We start from the raw sequence: 22,832 nt of genomic DNA on the forward strand, positions 1-22,832 counted from the left end.
TTAACCTCGCTCCCTTGCGCCCGTCAAATGGCGATACAATTTGTTGCCGAAGTACCGAGCCGCAAAATTAAATAACAAAACGAATAAGATCAAGATTGCCGATGAACCGGCGGACACCGCGCTGGCGTCAGGAATGATGCCTTCTGAGTTGATCTTCCAGATATGGACCGCCAATGTTTCGGCGGAGCGCAATGGATTCAGGGGGCTGGCAATATAAGTTGGGTTCCAATTGCTGAAGTCTAGTGGCGGTGAACTTTGGCCAGCCGTATAAATCAGCGCGGCCGCCTCACCGAAGACCCGGCCAGCGCCGAGGATCATCCCCGTCAGAATCCCAGGTAACGCTGCCGGAACCACCACGTGCGTCACGGTTTCCCAGCGGGACAAGCCTAATGCGTAACCCGCTTCACGTTGCGTGTAATGGACCGCTTGTAAAGAATCTTCAACTTTTCGCGTCAATAAAGGCAGGTTGAAAACAGTCAAGGCCAAGGCTCCGGAAAGGATCGAGAAGCCTAATTTCATGTTGATCGAAAACACCAGAAAGCCGAATAAGCCCACGACAACGGATGGTAAGGAGCTTAGGATTTCGATCATGTTGCGGATCAAATCAGTCAGCCAATTTTTCGGCGCGTATTCAGAGAGATAAATGCCGGCGCCTAAAGATAGCGGAATTGAGATCAACATGGAGAGAATCAATAAATACAAGGAGTTGAACAGCTGGATGCCGATCCCACCACCAGCGGCGAACGAGCTTGAGCGGCCGGTAATGAATTTCCAAGTCACATGGGGCAAACCAGAAATCAAAATATAGAGGAGTAAGAAAGCGAGTACGACAATGATGAATCCCGAAATCAGGTACAACATGGTTGTCGCCACTTTATCCCATTTACGTGGTGTCATCGATGCATCGCTCCCTTCTTGGCAATTCGCCGAATAATGAGGTTAAAGACTAACGGCATGATCAATAGCAACAAGGCCAAGGACCACAGCGCGTTATTACTTAAGGTGCCCATCACTGAGTTCCCCATGCCCATGGTCAAAACTGACGTCAAGGTGGACGCTGGCGAAATCAAGTTACTTGGTAGTAACATCGCGTTCCCAATTACCATTTGGACGGCTAGCGCCTCACCAAAAGCCCGGGACATCCCGAAAACAACCGCGGTGATAATGCCCGAAGTTGACGCCCGCAATACCACTTTATAAATCGTTTGCCAGCGGGTCGCGCCCAGTGCTAAGGACGCCTCACGATAATTTCGCGGGACCGCGTTCAAAGCGTCGATGGTCATGGACGTGACTGTGGGCAAGATCATGACGAACAAGACAAAGGTCCCGGACAAGATGCCAAAGCCGCTACCCCCAAAGGTCCGCCGCACAAAAGGAACCACGACGGACAAGCCAATGAACCCATAAACAACGGAAGGAATCCCCACCAGCAATTCGATCACGGGCTGTAAGACTTTCTTGCCGACTTTCGGCGAGATCTCGGTCATAAAGACAGCCGCGCCAATGGCGAAAGGCGTCGCGACGATCGCCGCTAAGAAAGTAACGCCGAAAGAGCCCACGATCATAGGCAGCGCTCCGACTTGAGGGTTGCCTTGCGCGTCGGTGGTGCCTGGGTTCCAGACGGTCCCGGTCAGAAATTTCCAAAGATTGACCTTATCTTTAAAGAATGTCGCCAACCCTTTTGAGGCGACGAAGTAGAAGATCGCCAAGACGACGGTCAAGATAATCGCGATACACAACCCGGTCAAAATCTTGCCAAAGCGTTCGTTTTTAGTTGCCCGCGAGCGTTTCAACAAACTCGCACGAATTTCATCATTTTTCATGAGTTGATTTTCGCCACCTTTCCTTTCAATGTCCGGCTGACCTTCATGTCGTTGACGGGAATATAACCCATTTCCGCGACGACCTTCTGTTGGATCTTGTCCGACAGCACGTAAGCCATGAAGCGTTTGGTCAGACCAGTCGGTTGGCCATTGGTGTACATATGCTCATAGGACCAGATCTGCCACTTGTTGGTCGTCACATTGGCCGAAGTTGGACTCACCCCGTCCACTTTAATGGTTTTGATTGTTTTATCAACGTAGGGAAAGGCCATGTAACTGATCGCGCCCGGGGTGGAAGCCACGATCTGGCGCACCATTCCGGTTGAATCCTGTTCCTGAGCCTGCATTGAGGTTTGTCCCTTCATGACCCAGCGTTCAAAGGTATCGCGCGTGCCCGAACCTTGTGCCCGATTGATCACCACAATGGTCTGATCAGGTCCCCCCAATTGTTGCCAATTCGTGATGTCCCCGGAGAAAATCTTAGCCAACTCCGCGATGCTCAAATTTGTCAATTTCAATTTAGGATTGATTACCGGGGTGACCCCGACAACCGCCACTTTATGATCAACCAGTTTACTGGCGTCGATCCCGCTTTTCTGGCTGGCATACAAATCGGAATTGCCGATTTCCACTGAACCCGATTGGATCTGCGATAATCCGGTCCCGGACCCGCCACCTTGAACGTTGATAAATTCGCCACTGTTCTCTTTAGTAAATTCATCCCCCGCCGCTTCGACTAACGGTTGTAACGCCGAGGAGCCGACGGCGGTGATCGACTGTCCGGTTTGCTTGAATTCGCAAGCCGTCAGCATTAAGGTCAAGGCTGGCAGGCCTAGCAAGTAGAGCCATTTTTTCTTCAAGTTTAAGTCCTCCAAGTTAACTACCTAACTAGTATACGAGGCCAATGTAACAGATAATCACGTTCCTTGTAAATTTTAGGTAAATTATTCAACGTGGTTGACTGGTAAGGTCACGATAAACGTGGAACCGACCCCTAACTGGCTTTGCACGGTCACCTGACCATTGAGCTGATCGACCAAATTGGCGACAATCGCCAAGCCCAAGCCGGTGCCCTTCTCCGTAGCGTTATGAGCGTGATCGGCCCGATAAAAGCGTTCGAAGATCCGTGTCTGATCCTCCGTTGTCAGTCCGATCCCGGTATCACGCACCTTGATCGTGGTGGCGGTCGCCGTCGTCGCCAAGGCAATCGTGATTTCGCCCTGTTCCCGATTGTAACGGACCGCGTTGGTCACCAAATTCTTGATGATCTGTTCCAACTTCACTTCATCCGACAGAATCGGACCCGTGTATTGCGCCACATCTAGATTAACTTTCAATTGTTTAGCCTTGATTGGGTCTTGTAAAACTTTGATTGTTTGTTGCGCGACTTGCTCCAAATTGACCGTCTGCCATTTGATCGGCATGTCTTGATCGGCCCGGGAGAGCAACAAGATATCGTGGATCAACTCCTCCAAATGATGAGCCTGTTCGGCAATCGTTTGGATAAACTCCCGCGATTTGAGCGAATCATGTTGCGCGCCGGCCAACAATGTTTCCGCATATCCGGCGATCACGGTCACCGGAGTGCGCAACTCGTGGCTGGCATTGGCGACAAAGTCCAGTTGCATCTGTTCATTTTGCTTGATCTCGGTCAAATCGTACAGCATCACCAAAACCCGCATATCATTCAGTTCCGCTTCATCGCCGATCAAAGAGATCACATCGGCTTCCACAAAACGACCGTCATCGCCAACCAACTGAATATCCCGGCGCTGATGACGCTTGACCGTTGGCTGCCGCAGCGCGTGCTCGATCATGCGACTGAGGGCATAAGTTTTGACATAATCCACATAATTCTCCGAGGCGCTGTCGATTCTCGCTACATTCAAAATCGTCGCCACCGCTTGATTGGCCATTTCCACGCGACCATCGCGATCAAGCAGCATCACGCCTAAGGGCAGATTGTTGATCAGGGAACGGAAACTCTTCTCATGAAGTTGGGCCGCCAACAATTGTTGATCGCGGATCTGGCTCAAATCCTTCAATTGGTTACCTAAAGGGAAGAAAGGATCGTCGGCGGTAAAAAGGACTGGTTCTGGTTCTTGCTGCTGAGTGATTGCCACCACATTGTGGCTCAATAAGCCTAGTTTACGGCGTACACTTTTTTGGTGTTGCCACATCAACCAGAAAAAGGCGGCGATCAACAGCCAATAAAGTAGCGAAAAAGTCACCCAAAGCCCGCGGAAATCGGACCAAATACCGGCCAGCGGTTGCACCAGCATCGCCTCGTTTTGCTTAGAAACACTGTCACTAATCAAGTACAACAAATACCGCTGTTGCCGATACTCCACCTTCAAATAAGGCGCGCCGGTATTGACCAAATTATGTTTCGCCACGTTTTGGGCGACCTTGGCCAACTCAGACGTGCCGGTGACCGGCAAATCAACCACTTCAACTTGATAATTTCGTTGCCAGCGCTTCAACGTTTGGGCCTTGGCCTGACCCAAGAGAGCATCCTGATAATCCTGTCCCAGGGCTTTGACCTGTTCCTTTTGGTTACTCTGAATGAAATGATTGCCCATGAAAAAGAAGGCAAGATAAAAAATGAGCGCGCAAATTCCGACAATCAACCAGCGTAATTTCTGTTTATGCTTCAACTTTCGTAACCTCCAAACGATAACCAAACCCTCGCACCGTCAACAAAAACGTTGGGTGTTTTGGATCTGGTTCGATTTTATCTCGTAAATGGCTGATCTGCATATCCACCATCCGACTCATAATGGCTTCATGGGTCTGCCAAACATTGGTCATGATCTGCTGCCGTGAGATCACTTTACCGCGGTGTTGCACCAGATAGGTCAATAACTCAAATTCCTTACGGGTCAAATGCAGCCGTTCACCCGCCCGGATCACGAAACTTTCCCCAGTTTGCCAGGTGGTTTCCGCGAAAACAACTTCATCGCCGGTCAACGGCGCCGTCGTCACCTGGACGCGCCGCCGGATCGCCTTGATCCGCGCCAGCAACTCCCTGGGACTAAACGGCTTCGTCATATAATCATCCGCGCCGAGTTCCAAACCGATGATTTTGTCAGCTTCCTCATGACGGGCCGTCAACATAATGATCGGTGTTTGGACCTCGGCCTGACGCAAGCGTTTGGTCACTTCGATCCCGTCCATTTTCGGTAGCATCAAATCTAAAACAATACAATCAAACTCTTCGGCCACAGCCAGTTGGTAGGCGCTTGCCCCATCACCGGCAGTCGCAACTTGATAACCAACTTGTTCCAGGTTGTAGCTGATCAATTGCTGGATCGCGACCTCATCATCAACGACCAAGATTTTCACCATAAATAACCCCACGTTCCCCAAGTAATGTCTAATCGAGTCAGCGCTTTCTAGCTAATCTACTGATTTAAGTATAGCATTTTCTGCCGTAAAAGTTGAATGCGGTTCTCAATTCCAGCAAATCTCCCGGGAGCCCCGGCGCCGCATCCACGAAAAAAAGCCTGAGCGCCAGCGCGAACAGACTTTTTAACTTGGTTTTTTTGAATGATCTATTTAAAAATCCACTTTAATGACCCCGAAAATTCTAGACCCATTTTATGATCTATTCAATGAGCTATTCAGTGATAGATTTTAATGATCTATTCAATGATAGATTCAACAGCAACTGCAACCTAGCCGATCTTAAAAATAGCGGCGGACTTCAAGTAAAAACGCTACTTGCGGTAAGAGTCCTAGACTTTCAAGAAACGACGCATGGAGATGGCGGCGCCGAAAGCCCCGATCAACATGGCCACTAAAACCAGCGTTAAGTTCAACGGCCAGATCAATTGACCTGGTGTCATCAAACTGTAGCCGGAGGTCGCCAATTGCCGCCCGACCGCGCGGAAAACATTGGCATAGCCAAGATCAATGATCACCAACGGCACGATCGCTCCTAGCAAGCCAGTCCATGCGCCTTCCAGAATAAATGGCCAGCGAATGTACCAGCGAGTCGCCCCAACTAAACGCATGATCTCGATTTCATTATGCCGCGACAGGATCGTGATTCGAATCGTGTTCGCAATCAAGAAAATCGCCACGATCAGTAAAAGAACGGAAAAGCCCATGCCGTAATTGCGGACACTATCCATCGTGCGGAACAATTTCTTAGCTTCATCGCCACCATAATTCGCTTTGGCGACGTGCTTCAATTTGGTGGCTTTCTTCGCGATCGCCACGGTTTGTTCCGGATCAGTCGCCTTGATGGTATAAACATCATTCAAAGGATTATCATCGCCGCCGAACATTTTGAAAGAATCACCATACTGGCTGACAACTTTCTTCAATTCATTGGCCTTGGAAGAATAAGTCACCTTGGTCACACCTTGCAGCGCCTTTAATTTCGTTTCCAGTTGATCCTTTTGCGCCGCGGTGGTCTTGGGCTCGACCAGAACATGGACCCGAACATCGCTTTCCACGTCATGAGACAGCTTGGTCACGTTAAAGACGACGGCTAAGGAGATCCCCACCAACAGAATCGTTACGGCGACCCCACTGATCGCCGCGAAAGCCATCCAGCCGTTACGTTGCAGGCTCCGCAGACTATCGCGTAGATGTCGTTTGATTGTTGTCCAATTCATGTGTGTATTGTCCTCCTTGTTCGTCACGAATGATTTGACCTTCAGAGATCTCAATCACACGATGGGGTAATTCATCAACGATTTGTTGGTTATGGGTTGCCATAATGATCGTTGTCCCGCGATTATTGATGCGTTGCAAAATATCCATAATGCCTTCAGTTGTTTGAGGATCCAAGTTCCCCGTCGGTTCGTCAGCGATCAGGATTTTCGGCCGATTGACAATAGCCCGGGCGATCGCGACCCGCTGCTGCTGACCCCCGGATAACTCATTAGGAAAATGGTCGGCCTGTTTTTCCAACCCCACATCGTTCAAAACTTGCTCGACCGCTTCTTTGATTTCGGAATCGCTTTTCCCGATAACTTGGAGGGCGTAGCCGATATTCTCGCCGACGGTCATTTTCGGCAACAATTTGAAGTCCTGGAACACGACCCCTAGTGTTCGCCGCAATTGAGGCACTTGTCGCTCTTTCATTTGGCGCAGATCGAAGTTGTTGATTTGAATGAAGCCACTGGTTGGCACCAGCTCACGGTACATGAGCTTGATCAACGTCGATTTACCGGCGCCACTATGTCCAACTAAATAGACAAATTCGCCTTGTTCGACGGTCAGCGTTACATTTTTTAAAGCCGAGACGCCATTGTCGTAGCGTTTCTCAACATTTAAAAGCTTAAGCATTTTGTCACCTCAAAGTTTCTATTTCGGATTTTTTCGTTGTAATTGCCATTGCAAATAGCTATAAATGAAGCCATCGAGATCGCCATCCATCACTGCTTGACCATTACCGGTCTCATAGTTGGTGCGGTGATCCTTGACCATGGTGTAAGGGTGAAAAACATAAGAACGAATCTGTGAACCCCAACCGATTTCCGGCTGCTCACCCTTGATCGCCGCTTCTTTTTGGCGTTGTTCTTCTTGTTCCCGTTGGTACAACTTGGCCTCCAGCATTGCCATCGCCGTTTCTCGGTTCTGCAATTGCGAACGTTGGGCTTGCGAACTCACCACGATCCCCGTAGGTAAATGAGTGAGCCGCACGGCGGAAGAGGTTTTGTTGATATGCTGACCACCAGCGCCACTCGATCGAAAAACGTCGACGCGCAAGTCATCGGGACTAATGTCGACCTTGATCGAGCGATCTAATTCCGGCATGATCTCCACCGACGCGAACGACGTGTGCCGCCGACCGGCAGAATCAAACGGCGAGATCCGCACCAGCCGATGGACTCCATTTTCAGAGCGCAGCATGCCATAAGCGTTATGCCCCTTGATAATTAGGGTCACGCTCTTCAACCCGGCTTCATCGCCTGGCTGATAATCGGCCATTTCCACGCCGAAATGATGGGCGGCGGCCCAGCGCTGATACATCCGCAACAACATCGCGCCCCAGTCTTGGGACTCGGTGCCGCCAGCGCCAGGATGGATTTCTAAGATCGCGTTGCTACTGTCATAGGGCTCCGCAAGCAAAAGGTTCAACTCATAATCCTGTAGTTGTTTTTGCAGTTGGACCAAATCGGCTTCCACTTCCGTTTGTAACTCCGCGTCTGGTCCTTCTTGCAATAACTCTAGCGTAACAGAAATATTGTCCGCCATTGTAACTAACTGATTAAAATTGTCATACTTTTCCTTTAAATTATTGTTATCATCGATGACTTTTTGGGCTTTTTCGGAATCCTCCCAGAAATCAGGTCGACTCATTTCATCTTCGTTTGCCGCGATTCCCTCGGCGAGGCCATCTAAGTCAAAGAGACCCCCTAAATTGATTGATCTTTGTTTGCGCGTCTTCCAGCGCATGGCGCATTTCAGCGAATTCCATTTTAAACACCCTTTCGCAACCTTCGATAAAGAAAAAGACGCCGCCAAAATTACTTCATTTTGTTCAGCGTCCTTCTCTATGTTTTCCGACTTTAACGCCGAATATTTTGACGAATCTCTGCCTTCATGAATAAACGCGTCGCATCGAAATCAATATCGGAGATCATCTCTTCAAACATGCGATAACCTTCTTCTTGGTATTCAACCAACGGATTCATTTGGCCATAACCACGTAATCCAATGGATTGCCGTAATTGATCCATTTCATCAATATGCTGAGTCCAATGATCATCCACGACCCGTAGCACAACGACTTTTTCGAATTCCAGCATTTGGCTAGGATCAACCAGCTTTTCTTTCTTGTCCTGGTAATTAGCTTCAACGAAGTCAGTCAACAATTGCTTCAATTGTTCCACTGATTTGCCTTCAAGGTCGGCCAGCTTCAATTGCTTATCGCTGACCAAGTTGGCCAAAGCGTAATCATACAAAGCTTGCAGATTCCATTCGCTTTGCGCCCCTTGCGTATGCATATCGACCTGATGGCTCACAGTCCGCTTCATCATTGGCAGAATCACATCCTGCAAACTATCCGTTGCCGAAATCACTTGTTGCCGTTGCTGATAAATGACTTCACGCTGTTGCCGCATCACATCATCATACTGCAACGTGTTCTTCCGCGTATCGTAGTTGTTCCCTTCGACCCGCTTCTGCGCGCTCTCGACTTGACGTGTGATCATCCGTGATTGGATCACCTGCTCGTCTTCGGTAACATTTAAGCGATCAAGGAAGGCCTTGATTCGTTCGGAACCAAACCGCTTCATCAAATCATCTTGTAAGGACAGATAAAATTGGGTGACACCAGGATCGCCTTGACGACCAGAACGGCCCCGCAGCTGATTATCGATCCGCCGCGACTCATGGCGTTCGGTCCCGATCACGCACAAACCACCTAATTCAACCACGCCAGGTCCCAATTTAATATCGGTCCCCCGCCCAGCCATGTTGGTCGCGATCGTCACCGCGCCACGTTGACCCGCGTTCATAATGATTTCCGCTTCTCTCTTGTGGTTCTTAGCGTTTAAGACCGCATGAGGAATGTGTTCTTGATCTAATAAGTGGGACAATAATTCAGAAGATTCAACGGCGACAGTCCCGACCAAAATCGGTTGACCTTTATCGTGACGTTGCTTGATATCACCAACGACCGCGTTGAATTTACTCTTCAATGAAGGGTAAAGCAAATCAGAATGATCCACCCGGATCACCGGCCGGTTAGTTGGAATCGAAATGACATCCATATTGTAGATCTCACGGAATTCTTCTTCTTCGGTCTTGGCCGTCCCGGTCATTCCGGCAAGCTTGTTGTACATCCGGAAGTAGTTCTGATAAGTAATGTTGGCCATGGTTTGGGATTCTTCTTCGATCTTGACCCCTTCTTTGGCTTCGATTGCCTGATGCAACCCATCAGAATAACGACGTCCATCCATGACCCGACCAGTAAATTGGTCAACGATCAGGACTTTGTTATCTTGGACCACGTAATCCACATCACGTAACATGACATAGTTCGCCCGCAAAGCCTGATCCAAATGGTGGTTCAGCACGGTATTGTCAATGTCATAAAGGTTCTTGGTGCCAAAATAAGCTTCGCCCTTTTGGATACCCTGTTCAGTCAAGGCAATCGACTTGGTCTGCCAATCGATCTTATAATCGTCGTCTTCTTTCAAAGTCTTGACGAAACGATCGGTCCGGACATACATCGCCGTCGTACCTGTGGCCTGACCGGAAATGATCAACGGTGTCCGCGCCTCATCGATCAAAATCGAATCGACCTCATCGACGATCGCGTAATTCAGCGGCCGCTGAACCATTTGTTCCTTGTAGACCACCATGTTATCCCGCAAATAGTCAAACCCAAGTTCGCTGTTCGTGGAATAAGTGATATCACAATTGTATGCATCCCGCTTCTCATCGGTGTTCTTGCTGTTCAGGTTCAAGCCAACGCTTAAGCCCAACCAATGATAGAGTTCGCCCATTTCTTCCGCGTCACGACTTGATAAGTATTCATTGACCGTGACAACGTGAACACCTTTACCAGCCAGCGCGTTCAAGTAAACTGGCATGGTCGCCGTCAAAGTTTTACCTTCACCGGTTTTCATTTCGGCGATATTACCTTCATGTAAGGTGATTCCGCCAATGATCTGGACTCTAAATGGATACAAGCCCAAAACCCGCCGTGAACCTTCGCGGACCACCGCGAACGCCTCGGGCAGAATTTGATCAAGGGTCGCGCCACCAGCCACCTGCGCCTTGAATTTCTCTGTTTTACCTTGTAATTCTTCATCGGAAAGTTCAGCGAACTGGTCAGCGTAAGCTTCGACCTTATCAGCGATCTTGCCCATCCGAGCAACCTCACGCTTATCACTTTCGATCCATCTCTTTAACATATTCGCCATAAATCAGAATTCCTCTCCTGTCAATCGAATTCTAGTTGTCATTTGACAGTATTCAATCTATTTTATCATTAAAAGACCTGCGTGTGAATAGATTGATTTAAATAAACAAGCAAGTTCCCCACTCGTTTGATTCCCATCATCGATGCCAAACTGCATTATCTTCATTGTAACCAAAAACGCTGCATAAAAAAAGGGGCAATCGCCAGCAAGTTATTTTAGCCGGATTTGCAAAGACGTTTCCTACAGCTGGCGTCCCACTGGCCTCGTTCAGGGTGACAGTCAGCCGATCATGGCTTGGACTGATTCCGGCGGCGCTAACCATCCCACCCAACGCCGCAAACAGCGCTCCATTATCATAACCACCCGTAAAACGGGTGGTTTGCTCCAGGGCTATAAGCCCTATGTACTGGCCAGCGTCTCAAGGCGCTGGCTTTTATAATTCAAAGCCAAACTGCGTTTGTCACTTTTGCCACCGCTTTAAGCGGTGTTTGTACTACTTACCTTGACCCTTGAAAGGGTCAGAATACTCGCGGACACTTAATTTATCGACTGCTTGATCATGTTTCTCTTGATCTTGAATATACTTCTTAATGGTTGATTCATTTAGACCCACTGTACTAACATAATATCCCTCGGACCAAAAGTGTCGATTACCAAATTTATATTTCAAATTTGCATGCTGGTCAAACATCATTAATGCTGATTTTCCCTTCAAATATCCCATAAAGCTAGATACACTTAATTTCGGTGGAATACTGACCAGCAAATGGACATGGTCTGGCATCATATGACCTTCAAGAATTTTGACACCTTTATACTGGCATAACAATCGAATGTCTTCTTGCAAGTCACGTCGATATTGATTATAGATGATTTTTCTTCTATCCTTTGGAGTGAATACGATATGGTATTTGCACAGCCATTTGGTATGTGCAAGGCTGTTGAGTTTATTCGCCATTACTGACGTCCTCCTTCAATTTTGAATGGTTTGGCTTTGAACACCTCCATTCTATATCTTGGGAGGGCGTTTTGGTATAACCCTATTGTTATCCACCCGCATAGCGGGTGGTTTTTTGTTTCGCGCGCTTCGCGGGCTCAACTGGGTCTAAAGACACTAAGAAAAATGGCCGCGCAACCGCGCGACCATTTCAATCAAATCTAATCAATTGTCCACTCGCTATTCGTCAGTTTCGATCAAACCGAAACGACCGTCGCGACGACGATAAACAATACTAGTGCCATTGGTTTCAGCATCTTCAAAAATAAAGAAATTATGGCCAAGCATATTCATTTGTAAAATTGCTTCTTCTGAATCCATTGGTTTCAACGCTAACCGCTTGGTGCGCACGACAACCATCTCATCTTTAACCTTTGGTGCTTGTTCAGGAACATCGATTGCGCCATTAGCGGGACCAGTCAACTCAAAGTTCTTGATTCCCTTTTCCCGGCTCTTGCGATTGATTTTTGTCTTGTACTTGCGAATCTGCCGTTCAAGCTTATCTGTGACCAGATCGACACTGGCATACATGTCAGGAGATGTTTCTTCAGCCCGCAAAACTAAATAGGGAAGTGGAATCGTCACTTCGACTTTTGCGGTCTTATCTGTGTAAACTTTTAGGTTAACATGGGCAATTGAATCAGCAGGCTCTTCAAAATATTTATCTAACTTGCTTAATCGTTTCTCCACGTAACTCCGAATTGCCTCGGTAACCTCGATATTTTCACCACGAACATTGAACGATAACATAGTCGTTCGCTCCTTTCAAGTTACATCAGTAGCCAATGATAATGATTGGCTCACCTTTATTATATCGAAGCGCTTACCATTTAACAATGAAAAGACTGTAAAAATCATAAAAAAGAAACAGAAGCCCTTCACCGCGCCACTGTCAATGAGGTGATCTCCCCCTGATAACCAGCCTGGCGTAAGGCCGCCTGTCCATGACGCAAAGTGCGCCCAGTGGTATAGATGTCATCGACTAATAAGACGGGGCGTTGTTGGTCGGCGCTAGGGCAAGGCTGCGGACAATAAAAGTGTTGTGGGCTCACCAAACGCTCTTGCCGCGTCAGCTGCGCCTGATGCTGCAATTGTTCTTGACTGGCTAAACGTCGGTCCGGCCGGCAAACCGATTCGATCAGTCCTAGCACCGGATCGAATTGGCGTTGGGTCCAATGACTGGGACTGGTGGGGATCGGGATGATCAGCGTCTGACGGGGCAACGCCGTGAAAGCCGCCTGCAAATGCCCGGCGAAAACCAACCGCAAGCGATAATCCCCGACCCCTTTATACTGTTGAAAATAGGCCTGCATCGCCTCATTATAGGTAAACAAAGCCCGGTTGGTCAGGAGCTCTGCCGTTAAAGCCCAGCGTTGACAGTCATAACAGCGTTGCCCCTGTTCAGAAAGGCGCCCGCACTGGGGACAGGCGTGGCGGCGGTCAAGGGGCTGAAATCCGCGAAAACAAAGAGGGCAAAGTCGATCCAAATACCAATGCCGATCCACTAACAATTGCTTCAACGAATACCGCGGCGTGAACGACTGGCCGCACAACAAACAAACGGCCATCAGAAGCCACCACGACGATTCAGTTGCTTGATTTGATGGCACGCCTGACTGATCGCCCAACTCTCATATTGACAATAGAAGACCACCTGATCCCCTTGATTCGTGGGTGCCCGCCCTACCCGACCGGCAATCTGAACCAAACTGGCCACATTGAAGTTAGGATGATCCGCCGCCAAAACCAGCACATCCACATGGGGCAAAGTCACGCCCCGCTCCAAAATCGTCGTCGTCAATAAGACTTGCCCCGAACCGCCGCGAAAGTCAGCGACTTTTTCCAAGCGCAGGGGATCTTGGGCGTGGACAGTTTGCGCTTGAACACTAGGAAAAGCCCGTTGTAAGGCAGCCAAATAACGGGGCAAACTAGCGGCTTGCGGCACGAAAATCAAGATGCGTCGTTGGCGCCCCAACCAAGGCGCTAACAGTCGGCGCAGACGCCCGGTCCACTGATCTTGTTGAAAGACTTGCCCGAAAACGACCCGGGGCTGGACTAAAGGGCGTCCGTGAAAGCGACGGGCCAAATAATGTAGGGGCAGTTGTCCACGCCGCGCCGCGCGCCGCATGGCAGCCGGCGGCGTCGCGCTCAAATAGAGCCGTTGCCCCGTAGGCTGGACCGCCTGGCGCATCACCCGCTCCAACATGGGATCGCCAACATAGGGAAAGGCATCGACCTCATCCACAATCAAGAGATCAAAGGCTTGATAATAACGGACCAACTGATGGATCGTGGCGACCACTAACTGTTCCGCTTGCGGCACTGGCTTCGCTTGTCCATGATGAAGGCCCATCGCCGTCCGCGCGAACGCTTGCTGCAAACGGGGATAGATCTCATTACAAACGTCCACCCGCGGCGAGACAAAACCCACTCGTAACCCCCGGGCTAAATAGTCCGTAATCAGCTTAAATGTAATTTCCGTCTTGCCTGCGCCTGTCACCGCCCACAACAGTTGCACCGACGCCCCTTGTTGATAACCAGCCAGCAAAGACTGGGTCAGCTTTTCTTGCTGCGGCGTTAATTTGCCTGTCCACGTTAACACCGGCGTCTGCACAGAAAAATGATTCGCGCTGGGAAAGCGGACCAATTGACTGTTTTGGCAAACTCGACCCAACGCTAAACAAGCGGTACAATAAAGTTGACCACTTGGTAACCGTTGATCGGTTCGCAAGCGACTACCACACCGCTGACAATACCACCGTGATCCTTGGGCAAAAGCTCCGGGAACCAACTGAATTTGTTGCCCGGTGGCGCCCAGCTCCTTAAGCGCCACTTGCAATTCCTGGGGCAGTGTCTCCAGTAATAATTGCCGACCGGCCAGGAGCCAGCCCCACTGCTGGACCAAGGCAGCTTCTGCTTCACTCTGCTCACACACTTTCATCATCGCCATCACCCTAACTAATTACGCAAAGGAATTGATTTTCATCGAAACTTATCGGACAATCGCGCAAAACGCGCAGGCAGAACTTCTAATCAAGAAATCGCGCTTCATTGGTCAAGTTTTTCGTGTCGAAACCGAGGACCAAGCTCAAGCTAAATTGCAGGAAGTCCGCCAAGCGCAACATAAGGCCACCCATAATTGTTTCGCCTATCAATTAGGCTTCGCTAATGAAATCCAGCGACTTAGTGATGATGGTGAGCCAAGCGGCACGGCCGGCTCGCCGATTCTGAATGTCCTCCAACAGGAAAATTTAAATAACCTCCTCTGTGTTGTGACCCGCTATTTTGGGGGAATCAAACTTGGCGCTGGCGGCTTGATCCGTGCTTATGGTCAAGCAACCACCGCCGCGATCAACGCCGCTGGTTTGGTCCAAGGAATCGAGCAAACGGCCTATCGGTTGACGTTTGCTTATAGTGACTTGGATTATTTACAGAACCAATTACAGCGCGCCCAGATCCAGGTGGCTGCCAGTGATTATACCGATCAAGTCAGCCTAACGATCTGGCTGGACCAGCAAACCGCCACTGCCCAAATGGCGCAGATCGAAGATTGGCTGCGAGGGCAAGTTCAAGTTGAACAGTTACAAACCTCGTTTCGCGAAGTCCCCCTCACTGCAAAAAAATAACGTAGCCGCCGCGGGCTACGTTTTCTTTTGCATCGATAATTTCTTTTGCCCCTTAGCCGCTAAGTTTGGCTTGAGGGTTTTTAGATTAAGTGGAGACATCTATGTCTCAAACTGTCACCGCATAAATCAGACTGCGCCTGCCACGACCGGGAGCCAACAGACCTAGTTCTCTGGGGTATCAGAATGCCGTTCCATCTTCTTAACAAGACGCCTGATTGCACGCAGTAACGGCTGGCGATCCTCGCCAACCAAACCGATCACTTCCACGAATAGTTCCAGCCCCACCAAAACCGCGATCGTCAATAAAATATTGCCCCACAAGGACGACAATGGATAAAGTAACGCGATAAAGGAGAAAATCAAGGCTAAGCCGTAGATAACCAGAACTGTTTGGCGATGCGACAGGCCTAACTGCATCAAACGGTGATGCAAATGGTGTTTATCGGCTTCCGAAATCGGCCGCTTATTTAATAATCGGCGCAACATCGCGTAAACAGTATCGGTGATCGGCACGCCGAGAATAATCACGGGAATCACCAACGTAATGAAGGTGACATTTTTCAAACCCTTAAGCGACAAGACCGCGATCATAAAACCGATAAAAAGCGCCCCGGTATCCCCAAGGAAAATCTTCGCCGGGTGGAAATTGTGGGGCAAGAAGCCGATCAAAGCAGCAACCAACGCGAAAATCATGATGGCCACATAGGTGTTGGCAACGGATAGGAAGAAATACGCCATCACCCCCATGGTAAACAGCGCAATGATCGAGACGCCTGTCGCCAAGCCATCCAACCCGTCGATCAAGTTAACGGCGTTGGTGATCGCCATGATCCAGAAAATCGTGATCGGGAAGCTGGCCCAACCCAGATGGAACGTGCCGATCAACGGTAAGGAGACCAGATCCATCCGCACGCCACCAACAAAATAAACAACGATACCAGCAATAATAATGCCTAACATTTTCTTCTTCGGTGATAATTCATCAATATCGTCGATCATCCCGGTCAACACGATCACACACTCACCCATCGTGATCCCGAGAAGCTCGTGGGTCGGGAATTGCTGGCGCAACAACACGAAGACAGCAAAATTAAAGGCAATAAAAATCGCCAAGCCGCCCATTGTTGGCATTGGTTTTTTATTGACCCGTCGCGCGTTGGGATTATCCACCGCCCCTAAGACAAACGCGATCCGCCGAACAAACGGTGTGATCACCGCCGCAATGATCATAGTTAGAAAAAGTTTAACAATAATCCTAAACATTGATAAGCTCGCTTTCTCACTCAGTAACAACTATTATACAACGGTTACCGCTAGTTTAACATTTTATTTCGATTAAATTTCAGTCAAGAAAAAACAGCAACAAAAAAATAGCCGGTAACCGGCTATTTTGCATATTCAATGGTTCTCGTTTCGCGAATCACGGTCACTTTGATATGACCAGGATATTCTAATTCATTTTCAATTTTATTACGGATGTTCCGTGCTAGAATCACGGATTGATCATCAGAAATCTCGGTTGGCTTCACGACTACCCGCACTTCACGACCAGCCTGGATCGCAAAACTGTGATCCACACCGGGGAAGGTCTTGGTAATATTCTCCAACTTCTCCAAGCGATGAATGTAATTCTCCAATGATTCTGAACGGGCCCCAGGACGAGCAGCTGAAATGGCATCTGCCGCCGCGACCAAAACCGCGATCGCTGAGGTTGGTTCTACGTCTCCGTGGTGCGAAGCGATGGTATTGATCACCACTTCTGGTTCATGATACTTCGTCGTTAATTCGACGCCGATCTCAACATGAGATCCTTCGACTTCATGGTCGATTGCCTTACCAATATCGTGTAATAATCCTGCGCGTTTCGCTAAATTTACGTCTTCACCAAGTTCAGAAGCAAGAACTCCAGATAATTTCGCCACTTCGATGGAGTGGTTTAACACATTTTGACCATAACTGGTCCGGAAATGAAGCCGCCCGACGATCTTGATCAGATCCGGATGCATCGAATGAATGCCCAGCTCAAAAATAGCCTGTTCACCTAAATCGCGGATGCGCTCATCCATTTCTTTGCGAGCCTTCTCCACCATTTCTTCAATGCGCGCCGGATGAATCCGCCCATCTTGAATCAACTTCTCCAATGCCAAACGGGCAATTTCCCGTCTGATGGGGTCAAAACCACTTAAAACGACAGTCTCTGGGGTATCATCAATAATCAGATCGATCCCGGTCAAAGTCTCCAAAGTTCGGATATTTCGGCCTTCACGCCCAATAATACGCCCTTTCATTTCATCGTTAGGGAGGTTGACAACCGTCACAGTATTCTCCGTGACTAAATCAGCCGCACTGCGTTGGATCGCATCAACAACTAGGCTCTTCGCCTTCTTGTCTGCTTCGCGTCTTGCATCGGCTTCGCTTTCTCGGATTTGAACCGCACGTTCATGAACCAACTGGCCATTCAATTCATCAAGAATCTCATGACGTGCATCAGTCTTCGTGAGGGCGGCGATCCGTTCTAACTCGGTTGCTTGTTCATCCACTAAACTTTGCGCTTTGACCTCTTGTTGCTCGATTTTAGCCTGCCGATTATTCAAGCGAGCCTCATGATCATCAAGATTGGCTTCTTTCTTATCTAGCGCATCATCTTTCCGATCCAGCGTCTCTTCCCGCTGAACCACGCGATTTTCTGAACGTTGAACTTCGTTGCGTCGTTGCTTCAATTCATTTTCGATTTCAGCACGATAACGATGACTCTCATCCCGTGCTTCCACCAATGCTGCTTTTTTTGCAGTCTCTGCTTCTTTTTTGGCCCTGGCTAAAATATCCTCAGCTGTTCCCTGAGCTTCCTTTAATTGCTCCTCGTAAGTTCCCTTACGAATCAAATAGCCAACAATAACACCAAGTGCCAACATGATGAATGCGATTACGAGGATTACCGGTAGGCTAGGACCCATTTTATCCATACTATCCACCTCCGCATCATCAAAAAATACTAAACGTAATTTTTAAAGATGTTAAATTTTAGATTGATTACACACTTTCTATTCTAGACGTTAGCGGATAGTGTGTCAATCGAAGCTGCTGGCTTTACTCATTTATTTTAACAATTGGTAGCCAAGTTTCTCAGCGGTAATCGTGATTCCTAGACGCCTGAGAACAACGGCCTGCAACAAAAAAGGCGTGATCATTTGAATGATCACACCAACTAAACAATCGTTTAACAACTGGTTTCAAGCCAGCGAGCCATCGATGGAACGCCGTTATAACGCATGAATCTACTTGTGCTGACACAGAACGCGTCTAGCGAAAACCCCTGGTGAGTCAATTGAATCGTTGAGGGATCCAGCGTTGACTTGATTCTCGCAGCCGACCGTTATAGCGTCGTAACGCCTATTCTTTATCAATTGGCAAAACTGTTTCATCAACCGAATCAGTTTCACCGGCGGCACTATCTTGGTCCATATCGTAGCTGACCCGGACCAGATGGCGGACTTCGGTCTCCATCTCGGGATGATCGGTCAAGTATTGCTTAGCATTTTCCCGTCCTTGACCAATGCGCTCATCGTGGTAAGAATACCAAGAGCCGCTCTTCTTGATAATATCCTTGTCGGCCGCCATATCCAGTAATTCGCCATTCCGCGAGATCCCTTGACCGTACATGATATCGACTTCAGCCACTTTAAATGGCGGCGCAACTTTGTTCTTAACAACCTTGATCTTGGTCCGGTTCCCAATGATGTCGGTCCCGTTCTTGATCTGCTCTGCTCGACGAACCTCTAAGCGGATCGTCGCATAGAACTTAAGCGCCCGGCCACCAGGAGTGGTTTCTGGATTACCAAACATAATTCCGACTTTTTCCCGGATTTGATTGATAAATAAGGCAATTGTTTTCGTTTTGTTGATTGAGCCTGACAACTTCCGCAAGGCCTGCGACATCAAACGTGCTTGCAGACCAACGTGAGCATCGCCCATCTCGCCTTCGATTTCGGCTCGAGGTACTAGCGCAGCGACCGAGTCAACCACAACAATATCCACAGCGCCACTGGTTACCAAGGCATCCGCAATTTCCAACCCCTGCTCACCGGTATCCGGCTGCGAAAGTAGCAATTCGTCGATGTTGACACCCAGCGCCGTTGCATAAGCAGGATCCATCGCGTTTTCCGCGTCAATATAGGCCGCCGTGCCACCCTGCTTCTGTACTTCTGCCACCGCATGAAGGGCGACAGTGGTTTTACCGGAACTTTCTGGTCCGTAAATTTCCACGATCCGGCCACGGGGATACCCGCCAACACCAAGCGCATGGTCTAAAGCCAGCGAACCAGTCGATACGGTTTGGATCTGCGTGTCAACCTTGTCCCCCATCCGCATGATGGCGCCTTTACCGAAGTTCTTTTCAATTTTCTTAAGTGCGGCATCTAGGGCCGCCTGTCGCTCGTCTTTAGCCATATGTCCTCCTTCTAAGCATCCGCTTAGTCACAACTACAATTTTACAGATAATCGTGTCAAAAATCAAGAAAAATGCGAACAAATGTTCTAATTCACTGTTGTAACCGATCATAAAGTAACTTGAACCCACTCAACGCAGCGCGCTGTCGAATCTCATTCCGGACACCGGCGAAATGACACTCGATCACTTGCGTGGGTCGATCACGTTCGGCCAACCCAATGAAGGTCGTCCCGACCGGCTGACCCTCCAACGAATCCGGTCCAGCCACGCCGGTGAACCCCAACGCGAAATCGGTATCCAGCAATTGTCGAGCTTGTTCGGCCATCGCTTGCGCCACCGGGGCACTAACAACACCCGCCGTTGCGATCAGCTGCGGATCAATTCCCAGCAATTGTGCCTTTACCTGATTGGCATAAGTCACCCAACCACCGGGGAACACATTAGAGGCACCCGCCAATCCGGTTAATAGAGCTTGAAAGGCACCACCGGTCAAGCTTTCGGCCGCCGTGACCGTTGCTTGTCGACGCCGCAACAGGGTCAAGACCTCCTCCGGCAGTGTCCGCTCCTCCCCTAGGCCAACGTAATATGGCGCGAGGCGGCGTTTAACCTCTTGCAACACCGGAGCGATCAGTGCTTCGGCCGCAGCCTGGCTCTCTGCAGCAGCGGTGATCCGCACCCCAACCTCAAAATGTTTCAAATAGGTCGCGAGGGTGGGATTTGTTTGTGTCGCGATCAAATCTTGAAGTTGCTCGGCCATTAGCGATTCACCGATCCCGAAGAAACGCGCCATTTCCGAAACGATCACTTGTTGACGCCCTAGAAGCTGACTTAATCGCGGCTGAACCTGTTGGCGCAACATCGGACCAAATTCCCGTGGCGGTCCTGGCAAAATAAAATAGGCATGAGCTTCCGTCTTCAGGTAACTGCCCACCGCCAACCCAATTTCGTTGGTCAAAGGCTCACCCCCAGCTAAATATTCGGCCTGGGCCAAGTTATTTGCCGGCATTGGCTGCTGCTTCTGCTGATGCCACGCCACCAACTTCGCCACGGCCTGGGGATCCTGAGCCAACTTGATCTGCAAATGTGTTGCTAGCGTTTGCTTGGTCAAATCATCCGGCGTCGGCCCTAAACCGCCAATCAAAAAAATCACCTGACTGCGTTGTTCAGCGGTGGTGATCACCTCTGTCAATCGCTGCGGGTTATCGCCAACTACCGTTTGATATTGGGCGGTAATGCCTAGGCGAGCCAGTAATTGCGCCACTGTCTGCGCATTCGTATTCACGATTTCACCCAATAAAATTTCGGTGCCAACTGCAATGATTTCTGCTTTCAAGCTGCTACCTCCTAAAGTACGCCAACTCAACCTATTTTCCCGAAAAATCTTGAAATAAAAAAACGAACAGGGTGCGCATCTGCCACAGCCTGTCGTTTTCAGTCATTATTAATTAGTCATTGGTATCTTGAAACACATTGCGATTTTGGACGAAGTAATCGACCCCTGAATAAATCGTGAAAAACAGGCAGATATACAGGAGCACCGTGCCAATCGGAAAATGGATCCCCGCAAAGAAAATATCATTCAAGAGTAAGAAAACAATCGACAACATCTGAGTAGTTGTTTTGATCTTGCCAGGCATCGCTGCAGCCATCACTTGGCCATCTTGCTCCACGATCAGCAAGCGCAGGCCAGTCACCGCCAGCTCGCGACAAATAATGATTGCTGCCACCCAGGCCGGGACTTTGCCCAAAGAAACCAGGAAAATGAACGCGGTCATCACCAGCATTTTATCCGCCAACGGATCGGCGAACTTACCGAAGTTAGTGACCAAATGGTGCTTGCGGGCAATCTTACCATCCAACAAGTCCGTCAATGACGCCACAATGAAAACAATGGCCGCGATAAACTGCTGCAACGGAATCACCGAACCAACTAAACTAACTTGTCCCCATGGCCAATTAAAAACGAGTAAAATAATGAATACCGGAATCAAAATAATCCGAAAAACAGTTAACTTATTTGGTAAATTCATGCCACAAAACCACCCCAACTATTATTCAGTAACGCTACTGGAACTTGAATCATCACTTGTCGCCTGCACCGTAAAGGTAAAGGTCTGAACAACCGAAGTACCCGTTGGTAACGAAACGGTTGTATCATTGATTTTTAAAGTCGTTGAAGGTGTGTTCCCACTTTGCAATGTGAACGTTGTGGTTCCAGCTGGAATCGTCAGCTCATGGGTCCCGCCGTCGGTCAACACACTTTGCCAATTACTACTGGTGTCACTGGGGAACGTGACTTGGACCCAAGCCGAACTTCCAGACGCACCTAAAGTCAGCTTGTTATCCGCAGTTGTCTCCAAGCCGGTAACGGTAAAGGCGTTGGTTCCGTTTTCGGTGACTTTCAATTCGTCTTTCTTGGCAGAGCTCTCACTGGAGCGACTCGATTCCTTCGCTTTGGAGCTAGACTTGGCAGCACTCTCTGAACTGGCTTTTTTGCTACTTTGCTTACTCTTGGTCGATGAGGTCAAGGCAGAACTCTCATCTGGAATCTGGGTCTTGCGTTGATTGGCCGCGCGAACCGCAAAGAAATACAAGCTGGCGACCACGATCACGATCACCACACCAATGATGATTTTGCCCAGATTATTACGTAACCAATAGCCAAACGAATTGGTTTCATCGTGTAATGTCCGCTTTTTGTTCTCGATCGAATTTTCAACGTAGTCTTGCGGTTGGGTTTCTGGAATCGTGTCACTGAATTCATCTAGCAACTCATGACTGTCCAGACCGACCGTTTCGGCGTACTGTTTAATGAAAGCACGCACATAAAAATCACCCGGCAATTGATCAAAATTACCGTCCTCGATTGCAATCAAATATCGCTTTTGGATTTTGGTGATCTGTTGCAGATCATCTAAAGTGTACCCCTTTTCGATCCGGGCACTCTTTAACTTCTTTCCTACTTCGTCCATCGCTTTCTTCACCACCAGCTATTATCGTTATTATTATATCATACTCTCAATATTAGACCTATTAAGATTCCTTAAT

The 22,832-nt window shown here is 48.9% G+C and carries 20 protein-coding genes; 1 reads left to right on the forward strand and 19 read right to left on the reverse strand.

The features are described from left to right. From pstA to EKM94_RS09130, 13 genes are all read right to left on the reverse strand, one after another. A complete protein-coding gene (gene pstA / locus EKM94_RS09070) occupies nt 1-897 on the reverse strand; it encodes a phosphate ABC transporter permease PstA (RefSeq protein ID WP_125600740.1) in 897 nt (298 codons plus the stop codon). Further along, nucleotides 894-1,823 carry a phosphate ABC transporter permease subunit PstC gene (gene pstC, locus EKM94_RS09075; protein ID WP_125600743.1) on the reverse strand — a complete coding sequence of 310 codons (930 nt, stop codon included), beginning with the start codon at nt 1,821-1,823 and terminating at the stop codon, nt 894-896. Before pstC ends, pstA begins: the two co-directional genes overlap by 4 nt. Next, nucleotides 1,820-2,683: a phosphate ABC transporter substrate-binding protein PstS family protein gene (locus EKM94_RS09080; RefSeq protein ID WP_164511177.1), complete on the reverse strand. Its 864-nt coding sequence runs from the start codon at nt 2,681-2,683 to the stop codon at nt 1,820-1,822. The genes pstC and EKM94_RS09080 overlap by 4 nt, the downstream gene beginning before the upstream one ends. A gap of 84 nt (nt 2,684-2,767) precedes the next feature. Continuing rightward, nucleotides 2,768-4,480, reverse strand: a complete 1,713-nt coding sequence (locus EKM94_RS09085; protein ID WP_125600746.1) for a sensor histidine kinase — start codon at nt 4,478-4,480, stop codon at nt 2,768-2,770. Beyond that, nucleotides 4,470-5,171: a response regulator transcription factor gene (locus EKM94_RS09090; protein WP_125600749.1), complete on the reverse strand. Its 702-nt coding sequence runs from the start codon at nt 5,169-5,171 to the stop codon at nt 4,470-4,472. Before EKM94_RS09090 ends, EKM94_RS09085 begins: the two co-directional genes overlap by 11 nt. 389 nt (nt 5,172-5,560) lie before the next feature. Beyond that, nucleotides 5,561-6,448 carry a permease-like cell division protein FtsX gene (ftsX, locus tag EKM94_RS09095; RefSeq protein WP_125600752.1) on the reverse strand — a complete coding sequence of 296 codons (888 nt, stop codon included), beginning with the start codon at nt 6,446-6,448 and terminating at the stop codon, nt 5,561-5,563. After that, on the reverse strand, nt 6,411-7,124 hold the full coding sequence (gene ftsE / locus EKM94_RS09100; RefSeq protein ID WP_125600755.1) for a cell division ATP-binding protein FtsE: 714 nt from the start codon (nt 7,122-7,124) through the stop codon (nt 6,411-6,413). Before ftsE ends, ftsX begins: the two co-directional genes overlap by 38 nt. 18 nt (nt 7,125-7,142) lie before the next feature. Then, a protein-coding gene (prfB, locus tag EKM94_RS09105) for a peptide chain release factor 2 (protein ID WP_191987501.1) occupies nt 7,143-8,259 on the reverse strand; the annotation gives its coding sequence in 2 pieces (ribosomal slippage) (nt 7,143-8,186 and nt 8,188-8,259; 1,116 coding nt in all). A gap of 91 nt (nt 8,260-8,350) precedes the next feature. Beyond that, complete coding sequence (gene secA, locus EKM94_RS09110; RefSeq protein WP_125600761.1) at nt 8,351-10,714, reverse strand: preprotein translocase subunit SecA; 2,364 nt, start codon at nt 10,712-10,714, stop codon at nt 8,351-8,353. A gap of 493 nt (nt 10,715-11,207) precedes the next feature. Then, nucleotides 11,208-11,672 (reverse strand): IS200/IS605 family transposase, encoded by a 465-nt coding sequence (gene tnpA / locus EKM94_RS09115; protein WP_125600764.1) that lies wholly within the window; start codon nt 11,670-11,672, stop codon nt 11,208-11,210. A gap of 219 nt (nt 11,673-11,891) precedes the next feature. Beyond that, nucleotides 11,892-12,461, reverse strand: a complete 570-nt coding sequence (gene hpf / locus EKM94_RS09120) for a ribosome hibernation-promoting factor, HPF/YfiA family (RefSeq protein ID WP_125600767.1) — start codon at nt 12,459-12,461, stop codon at nt 11,892-11,894. 128 nt (nt 12,462-12,589) lie between these two features. After that, nucleotides 12,590-13,279 carry a ComF family protein gene (locus EKM94_RS09125; protein WP_164511178.1) on the reverse strand — a complete coding sequence of 230 codons (690 nt, stop codon included), beginning with the start codon at nt 13,277-13,279 and terminating at the stop codon, nt 12,590-12,592. Beyond that, nucleotides 13,279-14,655 (reverse strand): helicase-related protein, encoded by a 1,377-nt coding sequence (locus tag EKM94_RS09130; protein WP_164511179.1) that lies wholly within the window; start codon nt 14,653-14,655, stop codon nt 13,279-13,281. The genes EKM94_RS09125 and EKM94_RS09130 overlap by 1 nt, the downstream gene beginning before the upstream one ends. A 31-nt stretch (nt 14,656-14,686) precedes the next feature. On the opposite strand from EKM94_RS09130, the gene EKM94_RS09135 reads away from it, so the two are divergent. Continuing rightward, on the forward strand, nt 14,687-15,337 hold the full coding sequence (locus EKM94_RS09135; RefSeq protein ID WP_225422199.1) for a YigZ family protein: 651 nt from the start codon (nt 14,687-14,689) through the stop codon (nt 15,335-15,337). 162 nt (nt 15,338-15,499) lie between these two features. Here the strand turns inward: EKM94_RS09135 and EKM94_RS09140 are convergent, their stop codons facing one another. The 6 genes from EKM94_RS09140 to EKM94_RS09165 all read right to left on the reverse strand — a co-directional run bounded on the left by EKM94_RS09140 (nt 15,500) and on the right by EKM94_RS09165 (nt 22,756). Further along, a complete protein-coding gene (locus EKM94_RS09140) occupies nt 15,500-16,600 on the reverse strand; it encodes a glycosyltransferase family 4 protein (protein WP_125600773.1) in 1,101 nt (366 codons plus the stop codon). A gap of 122 nt (nt 16,601-16,722) precedes the next feature. Beyond that, on the reverse strand, nt 16,723-18,291 hold the full coding sequence (gene rny, locus EKM94_RS09145; protein ID WP_125600860.1) for a ribonuclease Y: 1,569 nt from the start codon (nt 18,289-18,291) through the stop codon (nt 16,723-16,725). Between the two features lie 436 nt (nt 18,292-18,727). Continuing rightward, nucleotides 18,728-19,783: a recombinase RecA gene (gene recA, locus EKM94_RS09150; RefSeq protein WP_125600775.1), complete on the reverse strand. Its 1,056-nt coding sequence runs from the start codon at nt 19,781-19,783 to the stop codon at nt 18,728-18,730. Nucleotides 19,784-19,875: 92 nt separating this feature from the next. Beyond that, nucleotides 19,876-21,117, reverse strand: a complete 1,242-nt coding sequence (locus EKM94_RS09155; RefSeq protein ID WP_125600778.1) for a competence/damage-inducible protein A — start codon at nt 21,115-21,117, stop codon at nt 19,876-19,878. Nucleotides 21,118-21,229: 112 nt separating this feature from the next. Beyond that, the gene (gene pgsA / locus EKM94_RS09160) at nt 21,230-21,814 is read right to left on the reverse strand and encodes a CDP-diacylglycerol--glycerol-3-phosphate 3-phosphatidyltransferase (RefSeq protein WP_125600781.1); all 585 of its coding nucleotides are present in this window, start codon (nt 21,812-21,814) and stop codon (nt 21,230-21,232) included. Nucleotides 21,815-21,835: 21 nt separating this feature from the next. Continuing rightward, the gene (locus tag EKM94_RS09165) at nt 21,836-22,756 is read right to left on the reverse strand and encodes a helix-turn-helix domain-containing protein (RefSeq protein ID WP_125600784.1); all 921 of its coding nucleotides are present in this window, start codon (nt 22,754-22,756) and stop codon (nt 21,836-21,838) included. Between the last annotated feature and the right edge of the window lie 76 nt (nt 22,757-22,832).

This window comes from Lapidilactobacillus achengensis (assembly GCF_003946655.1).
In the GTDB taxonomy this organism is placed as follows: domain Bacteria; phylum Bacillota; class Bacilli; order Lactobacillales; family Lactobacillaceae; genus Lapidilactobacillus; species Lapidilactobacillus achengensis.